Genomic DNA, 7,563 nt, shown 5'->3' with positions numbered 1-7,563 from the left:
TCAGAACGATACATTATAGGTATTGATAAATGTTGGTTTCTTCCTAAGGCAATTATGCTTCCAAAATAACAAATCCATAACAAAAACAAATACTAGAAATTTCTACAGAAACAGATATTCCACTATTAAATCCGTAACGTAGTACAACATTTACAAAAACCATCAAAATCATAAAAACCAATAAAATTACATTAATTAAAGTAATAATCTTTTCGATTTTTAATGCATGGTCTATCATCACCTGCTTTCTCATATCAAACCTCAGAATCAAGTTTTTTATTTAGCATCAAGAATTTTTTTTAAAATACTCTTCTGCCGGTTTACCTTTAACCGCTTTATTAATGGCATCTTGAGCAATAGCTTTAAAACTCTCTCGATCAAGTTCCTCATTAACAACCATTCCTTTTTCTTTAAGAAAAGCCAAATTATCAGCCTCCTGTTTTGCATTTAATTCACGCTGATACTTTGCTGCCGCAAATGCTGCGTCTATAACCACTCTTTTATTTTCTTCGTTGAGAGAATCAAACTTTTTTTTATTCATGACTAAAGGTGCTGCAGTATAAGCATGTTTAGTCCGGGATAAATATTTTTGAACAGTTTCAAGACCAGCAGATTTAATTAAATTTACTGGATTCTCTTGCCCATCAATAGTTTTGGTTTCTAATGACGTATAAACCTCAGCAAATGGCATCGGCGTAGGGTTAGCTCCTAAAGCTGAAAAGAAAGCAAGATGTATAGGATTTGGTGTTGTACGTAAAGCTAACCCTTTCACATCTTCTGCTTTTTGGACTGGACGTATATTATTAGTCAAATCACGAAAACCGATTTCCCAAAAAGCCAAACCTACTAAACCATGCGCAGATAGCTTCCCCAACAATTCTTTTCCAATTTGTCCATCTAACACATTATATGCAGCACTAGCATCCTTAAATAAGAATGGAATATCTAATGCATTTAATTCGGGAGCCATTCCTGTAAAATAAGGATTCCCTGATAATTCAAAATCTATCATTCCTCCTCTTACAGCATCAATCATTGCATTATCATTACCTAATTGCCCATTTGGAAAAATTTTTACCTCTAACTCACCTTTACTTTTGTTTTTAACCTCCTCAGCGAAAAACTCTGCTGCTTTGTGCTGACTATCTGTTTGGGGATGCGCATGTGCAAATCTCAAGACTGTAGTAGCGAACGCACTATTCATCAAACTTACACAAATACTACTAAGTATTATTTGTTTAATCATAATATTCTCCTTCCATTTCTTAGTTATTCAAACTTTAATCCCAATTTCCTAGCTCTTTCCCTGTAATTTTCCCAGATAGGCTCTGCTGCCTTTCTAAACTTTTGTATTTCTTTTTCTTCTATATTATTAACTTGTAGATGTGAAGACACGAGCTTTAAAGATTGTTCTCCTAACTGTGTTGATTTTTCACGTTGCCAAATAGCAGCTTCTCGTGCTGCTTCTTCAACTTTTTTTTGTTGTTCAGTAGTTAGTTTTTGCATAAACACCGCACCCTCAAGGAGAACTTGAGTATCATATGAATGGTTTGTTAAGCTTAAATATTTTTGTACTTCATACATTTTTTTTGCATCTATAACAATAAATGGATTTTCTTGTCCATCTACCGTTTTGGTCTCTAATGCCGTATACAATTCATTAACAGGCATTGCAACAGTATTGGCACCTATACTATTAAAAAACTCTACGAACATTTTATTTTCCATAACTCTAAGTTTTATTCCTTTCATATCTTCAATAGTTTTTATAGGTCTTACACTATTTGTTACTTGCCGAAAACCATGATCAAAAAAAGCTAAACCGTGTAGCTTATGTTCATCAAGTTTAGCTAATAGACTTTTCCCAAAAGCACTATCTAATGCAGAAAAAGCGGCTACTCTATCTTTAAAAATAAAAGGTAAATTCACAATCGTAAAGTCATCTTCCAAACTAGCTAAAGTTGCAGTAGATGGTGTAGTGAAGTCTAAAGTACCAGCTTGAACCATGGAAGTCATCGCAACATCGTTACCTAAAATTCCATTTGAATAAACATTAATAACAACTTCACCCTTTGTTTTTTCTTTAACTAAATCAGAAAATTTTTTTGCCCCTAGAGTCAATGGATGCGTATCGGGCAAACTTGTACCTAAACGTCCAATAACATTAGCACTAGCTGAACTACTAAAACCAGCGATTGCCATCACTAAAAATAGTGTTTGGGAAATTTTTTTCATTTATGTCTCCTAAATTAAACTTTATATAAAGTAACTGCATTTTTATAAAAAATATTTTCTAAATCTAAAATGTTTAAATGTGATAATCCTTTATAGAAGCCATCCATTAAATAATTAGCATCAACAACAATACTATCTACAGGAAAGTTTGTTCCAAATAATAATTTTTTACTATCAAATAATTCTGTTAATGATTGATAAATAACCTGATTTCGTTGATAGTCCCATTTTTGAAACTCTCCAAATCCTGATATCTTCATAAATACGTTATTAAGATGAGAAATTCTCTTTAATGATTCATACCATTTTTGAACAATAGCATCCTCCCTGCTTCCGGGCATTCCTGCATGATTAATAACAATTTTCAGATTAGGAAATCTCTGTTTGACTTCAATTAATTCTGGTAAATGCCACCATGCAGTTTGAACTTCAAAAATCAAATCATATTGATCAAGAATTTCTAACCCATTCAAAAAATCAGTGGTCAACATTGTCTTAGATTCTGGCAAAGTAGAGTAATAATCTTCAAATGGAATAACTTTAGGTTTTTGCCTAATACCTTTTACAAGAGAGTATTGTTTGATTATGTTAATTTGTTCTCTAAAATTTACTTCCAATCTACTTTGGCATAAAATCGCACGAATAAAATTATCCTGATTATTGGAAATTACAAATTCAATTTCACCTTTAGCATCATCCTCAATCCACTCTGTCTCAACAAAAGCTGTACCAAAAATATTATGCTTTTTAAAATCTTTTTGATAATCATTGAGCAAATAGTTTTTGCGAATCTTTGTATAATCCCCATATCTAAATGGGATTACACTTTCTTCCATTAGCCAAGGATTCTTTTTTTGAGATATATTCCAAATATGCATATGTGCATCAAATTTCGGAATCTCCATAATAGTGCTTAGATTCATATTTTATTTTCCTGCACTTCTACGACGATAAGCTTTAATCATCGGCATAACTAAAGCTAAAACTGTAGCCAATAAGAATACAAGCGAAATTGGACGTTCTAAAATTAACCACCAATTTCCTTTTATCATTGTCAACGTTTGACCTAATCTTAATTCCAAAACGCCACCAAGAATTAAACCAATAGTCATTGGAATAAGAGAAAATCCGAAAAGTCTCATCAAGTATCCTAATCCACCGAATATTAAAGCGATATAAATATCAACTACTGATAAATTAACTGAATATGAACCTACAATACAAAATACAAACACTGTGGGCCAAAGAATAGATGTAGGAATGAAAGTTATCCGAGCAAAAATTTTGGCTCCAATCAAACCCAAGACTACAAAAACTACATTAGCCAACAACATTGCCCAAAAAATTGTATATATAGTCTCACCTTTTTCTATGAATAAATTTGGCCCTGGATTAATTCCATGAATCATTAATCCAGCAAGAATTACTGCAGCAGTAGGACTACCTGGAATACCTAACGCAAGACTAGGAACCATGGATCCTCCTGTTGCTGCATTATTTGCGGCTTCAGCCCCAGCAATCCCCTCTATAGATCCCTTGCCAAACATTTCAGGCTCTTTGGACCATCTTTTAGCCTCGTTATATCCAACAATTGATGCAACCGTAGCACCCTCAGCAGGTAGAATTCCAATGAAAGTACCAATTCCTGTTGATCTTAAAATAGTTTTCCAAGTTTTTTTATAATCTTCAAATGTTGGTAATTTAATGCTATCCATTTGAACTAACTGACGTGTTATTTTTGCCTGTGATGCCTGAACAAACAATTCACTAATACCAAATACTCCAATCATGACAGGGACTAAATCTATACCCTCTTTTAGAGCTGATATACCAAAAGTAAAACGATCAACTGTCGTCAAAGGATCTATACCGATAGTTGCAATTAAAATCCCAAAAAAACCAGCCAATAAGTTCTTAATTACTGAACTGTTACCTACTGTTGCTAGCATAGATATTGCAAAAATTGTCAACGTCAGATATTCTGGGGGTGAAAATCTATACGCAATACCTGCAAGTAATGGAGCAGCAACCATTAAACAAATCACACTTAAGACACCACCTATTCCTGATGCAACTGTAGCTATACCTAATGCTCTTCCAGCTTCGCCTTTCTGAGCAAGAGGATAGCCGTCTAGACATGTAGTAGCACTAGCTGATGTGCCTGGAGTATTAATTAAAATAGCAGTTATTGCTCCCGCAAAAGTAGCAGCACAATAAATTGTTAGCATAATCGTAGCTGCCTCTACTACTCCCATAGTAATTGTAAAAGGTAAAATTAACGCCACTCCAGTAGTAGCATTTAAACCTGGGAGTGAGCCAATTAATATACCTGATATGGATGCAACCAATATCCATATTAAAAGTTGAAAATCAGCTAAATTCCCCAACGAACTCATTACAATATCCATAACTTATCCATAAATATAGTGAACAATTAAACCATCAGGAAATCTTATATTTAAGAGCATGCCAAACAACATATAAACAAATAATGGTATGCATATACCCAATATGAATAATGATCCAATACCAATTTTCCCTGACCATAAAATGTTAATTGCAATTGCTGTAAAAGAAATTGCTAAGAAAAAATCGATATTCAACATAATTAAAAAAAAATGGTATTACAGCAGCTATTTTTATTGTCATCACATTAAATTTAGCCTCTGTATCTTCTAGAATATTCCTCTCCTTGAAATACATTAAAAAGGTTAAACCTATGATAATTAATGAGCATCCAATAGGAAATGTAGCTGGCTGCAGCCCCCTCTTTAATATAGGAGGAAGATCATCAAACTGATAAGCAAAAAAAATACACTAGTACTGAAAATAATAAAATAACTAGCGTTAAAATTAGATTTTTAGATTTAGTTAATTGCATGTCTTCCTCCGAGGTGATTACTTCTTAATAAAACCAAGCTGCTTCAAAGAACTTCTCATCTCTTGATCTGCTTCTTCTAATTGTTTTCCCCAAACTTCTTTATTTGCAATTGATGTTTCATCTAAACCTAAATTATCAAGAAATTTATGATACTCCGGTTTTTTCATTGCATCCAAGATAGCTTTTTCAATTTTTTCAACGACATCAGGTGGTGTTCCTGCTTTTACCACAAACCCACGTACTGTTGATAAACTTACAGGAATTCCTAATTCTTTTGCTGTTGCAACATGTGGAAGCGCTTTCATTCTTTCATCAGCTAAGACAACTATTGGACACACTTGGCCTGCATCTATTTGCACCTTTGCCTCACCAAGATTTAAAACTCCAACATCCACTCCGCCAGACACTATCTGTGTTGATATTTCATTGCCACCCTCAAAAGGAATCACTTCAGCAGTTTTCAAATTTCCTTTCGCCGTAAAAGCGAAAGCAGAAACATCATCAATACCTCCCAAATGAGTTGTACCGTACGTAAACGCCTCTTCTTTCTGTTTATCAATAAACTGATTGGCATTTTCAAATCGCTTACACTTAACCATCAAAATCTGAGGGTCATCAGTTGCTCTTGCTATTGGAATTAAATCTTTAAGAGTAGTTTTCGTACTACCTTTAGCTACCTCAGCAGCTTGCCCACTTGTATACGTTAAAATCGTATAACCATCTGCAGGTCTTGAATCTAAATACTCTAATGACAATGCTCCCCCTCCACCCTTTTTATTAATAATTGTTATTGATTTTTCAAAAATTGGTTCTAAAAGACTAGCGGTTATTCGAGCTGTCAAATCTGTCCCACCACCTGCTCCTGAATGTGTAACCATTTCCAGATTTTTTTTCTGGAAATGCCGCCATAGCATTTGCTGATAACATAGCTGCTACTAGAACTAATTAATTTTTTTTTCATATTTGTCTCCTAAATTAAATTTAATTACTCTGGTAATCAATACTATTTACTAATGCTTTCCCAAATTCAGGAATTGATATTTCAAACACATCTCCATCTTGTGTTTTTATTCCATCTGCAAAGCTTAGTGTTGATGTGCCAAAAAAATGTATATGCATATCTCCTGGTTTACAAAATTGTTCATATTTAAAATGATGCTTTTCAAGATTTGCTATTGAATGCACCATATTATCCTCTCCTGTTAAAAATGTTTTCTCCCACACAACATTACCATTGCGCACAATTTTACTAACCCCTGTTAAATCTTTAGGCAACTCCCCAACCAAAATTTCTGGACCTATACTACATGGACGTAATTTAGAGTGTGCCAACAGTAAATAATTTTGTTTTTCTTTCACATGATCAGAAAACTCATTACCAATACAAAATCCTATTCGGATTGGTACTCTTGCTTTATTAATAATATATAACCCGACAATTTCAGGCTCTTCTCCAGCATCTTCAGCGAATGATGGTACAGGCAATGATTGATAAGGTGGGACTACGATAGATCCATCTCCTTTATAAAACCACTCTGGCTCAGCCCCTAGTTCTCCATCCTGAGGTTTGCCACCCTCCATTCCTCGCTTAAACATTTTCATGGAGTCAGACAAGTTATCCTCATTCAATTTGGCATGCATCGCATTACGTGTATCAGCACTCCCCATATGCGTTAACCCTGTCCCACTAACTAAGCAATGTGCCTCATCTGGATGCATCATTGGGATTTCAATACAACCTTGTTCAATAGCATCAGCATAATTTATGATGTCATCAGTCAGTCTTTTGGAAATATAGCTTTCAATATCTTCACCATCAAACACTAGTTCCTTCAAAAGATTATATGTACTACCATCAAAATCAATTAGACGAAGACTATTCTCATTTTCTACCACTGCTGTACGAGATTTATTCTTAACTTTTAACGATACTAATCTCATTTTTTCCTCTATTATTCAATAATTTTGAATTGGTCTAAATAATCAGTATTTAGAGTCAATCCCAAACCTGGCGTATTATCATCCAACTGTAAAAAACCATTTTCTGCTACAGGTTCACCTTTAAATATGTAGTAGAAAAGCTCGTTCCCAACTTCTACATGGAACTGTGGAAAATACTCACTCATAGGGCAATTAACACTACTCATAGTAAGGTGGTAATTATGCATTTGGCCTGCATGAGGGATTACAGGAACACTATAGGCTTCACATAAAGCATTAATTTGTAGAAGTTCAGACCAAATCTGACAAATGAGTTGCAAAAAAGAGAGTTTCCCGTTTGAATAAGAGGTGCGAATCTTTTAAACAAACAAAAGGAAACTCTCATGTTACATACTACCAATAATGTGATTAAACATAAAGCAGGACTGCTTAATTTAGCAGAGCAATTAAAAAATGTGTCGCAAGCATGCAAAATTATGGGCGTATCTGAGGGATTACATTTTATC

At 34.1% G+C, this 7,563-nt stretch carries 7 protein-coding genes and 1 pseudogene; 1 reads left to right on the top strand and 7 read right to left on the bottom strand.

The annotated features are described in order from the left end of the window. Positions 1-286 precede the first annotated feature (286 nt). The 7 genes and pseudogenes from V757_RS25215 to V757_RS25185 form a co-directional block, all read right to left on the bottom strand. On the bottom strand, positions 287-1,246 hold the full coding sequence (locus V757_RS25215; protein WP_023952534.1) for a TRAP transporter substrate-binding protein: 960 nt from the start codon (positions 1,244-1,246) through the stop codon (positions 287-289). 23 nt (positions 1,247-1,269) lie between these two features. Continuing rightward, the gene (locus tag V757_RS25210) at positions 1,270-2,235 is read right to left on the bottom strand and encodes a DctP family TRAP transporter solute-binding subunit (RefSeq protein ID WP_023952532.1); all 966 of its coding nucleotides are present in this window, start codon (positions 2,233-2,235) and stop codon (positions 1,270-1,272) included. A gap of 14 nt (positions 2,236-2,249) precedes the next feature. Further along, the gene (locus V757_RS25205) at positions 2,250-3,158 is read right to left on the bottom strand and encodes an amidohydrolase family protein (RefSeq protein ID WP_023952530.1); all 909 of its coding nucleotides are present in this window, start codon (positions 3,156-3,158) and stop codon (positions 2,250-2,252) included. 3 nt (positions 3,159-3,161) lie between these two features. Beyond that, entirely contained in the window at positions 3,162-4,643 is a 1,482-nt protein-coding gene (locus V757_RS25200) for a tripartite tricarboxylate transporter permease (RefSeq protein ID WP_023952528.1), read from the bottom strand. 490 nt (positions 4,644-5,133) lie between these two features. Next, on the bottom strand, positions 5,134-5,994 hold the full coding sequence (locus tag V757_RS25195) for a Bug family tripartite tricarboxylate transporter substrate binding protein (protein WP_162146586.1): 861 nt from the start codon (positions 5,992-5,994) through the stop codon (positions 5,134-5,136). A 103-nt stretch (positions 5,995-6,097) separates the two neighbouring features. Next, positions 6,098-7,057 carry an AraD1 family protein gene (gene araD1 / locus V757_RS25190; protein WP_023952523.1) on the bottom strand — a complete coding sequence of 320 codons (960 nt, stop codon included), beginning with the start codon at positions 7,055-7,057 and terminating at the stop codon, positions 6,098-6,100. 11 nt (positions 7,058-7,068) lie between these two features. Then, a pseudogene (locus tag V757_RS25185) lies at positions 7,069-7,341 on the bottom strand (enolase C-terminal domain-like protein); the annotation flags it as partial. 99 nt (positions 7,342-7,440) lie between these two features. Between V757_RS25185 and V757_RS28480 the strand changes: the two are divergent. Next, a partial coding sequence (locus V757_RS28480) for a helix-turn-helix domain-containing protein (RefSeq protein WP_023952519.1) occupies positions 7,441-7,563 on the top strand: 123 nt, incomplete at its 3' end.

Source organism: Pelistega indica (assembly GCF_000506865.1).
GTDB classification, from domain to species: Bacteria; Pseudomonadota; Gammaproteobacteria; order Burkholderiales; family Burkholderiaceae_B; genus Taylorella; species Taylorella indica.
This window is presented reverse-complemented; position numbering and strand designations above follow the sequence as displayed.

What these genes read in the sequence shown, in the direction of transcription:
- V757_RS25210 (WP_023952532.1), bottom strand. Translation starts at nt 2,235, where the DNA reads ATGAAAAAAATTTCCCAAACACTATTTTTAGTGATGGCAATCGCTGGT.
- V757_RS25205 (WP_023952530.1), bottom strand. Translation starts at nt 3,158, where the DNA reads ATGAATCTAAGCACTATTATGGAGATTCCGAAATTTGATGCACATATG.
- araD1 (WP_023952523.1), bottom strand. Translation starts at nt 7,057, where the DNA reads ATGAGATTAGTATCGTTAAAAGTTAAGAATAAATCTCGTACAGCAGTG.
- V757_RS25200 (WP_023952528.1), bottom strand. Translation starts at nt 4,643, where the DNA reads ATGGATATTGTAATGAGTTCGTTGGGGAATTTAGCTGATTTTCAACTT.
- V757_RS25215 (WP_023952534.1), bottom strand. Translation starts at nt 1,246, where the DNA reads ATGATTAAACAAATAATACTTAGTAGTATTTGTGTAAGTTTGATGAAT.
- V757_RS25195 (WP_162146586.1), bottom strand. Translation starts at nt 5,994, where the DNA reads ATGGTTACACATTCAGGAGCAGGTGGTGGGACAGATTTGACAGCTCGA.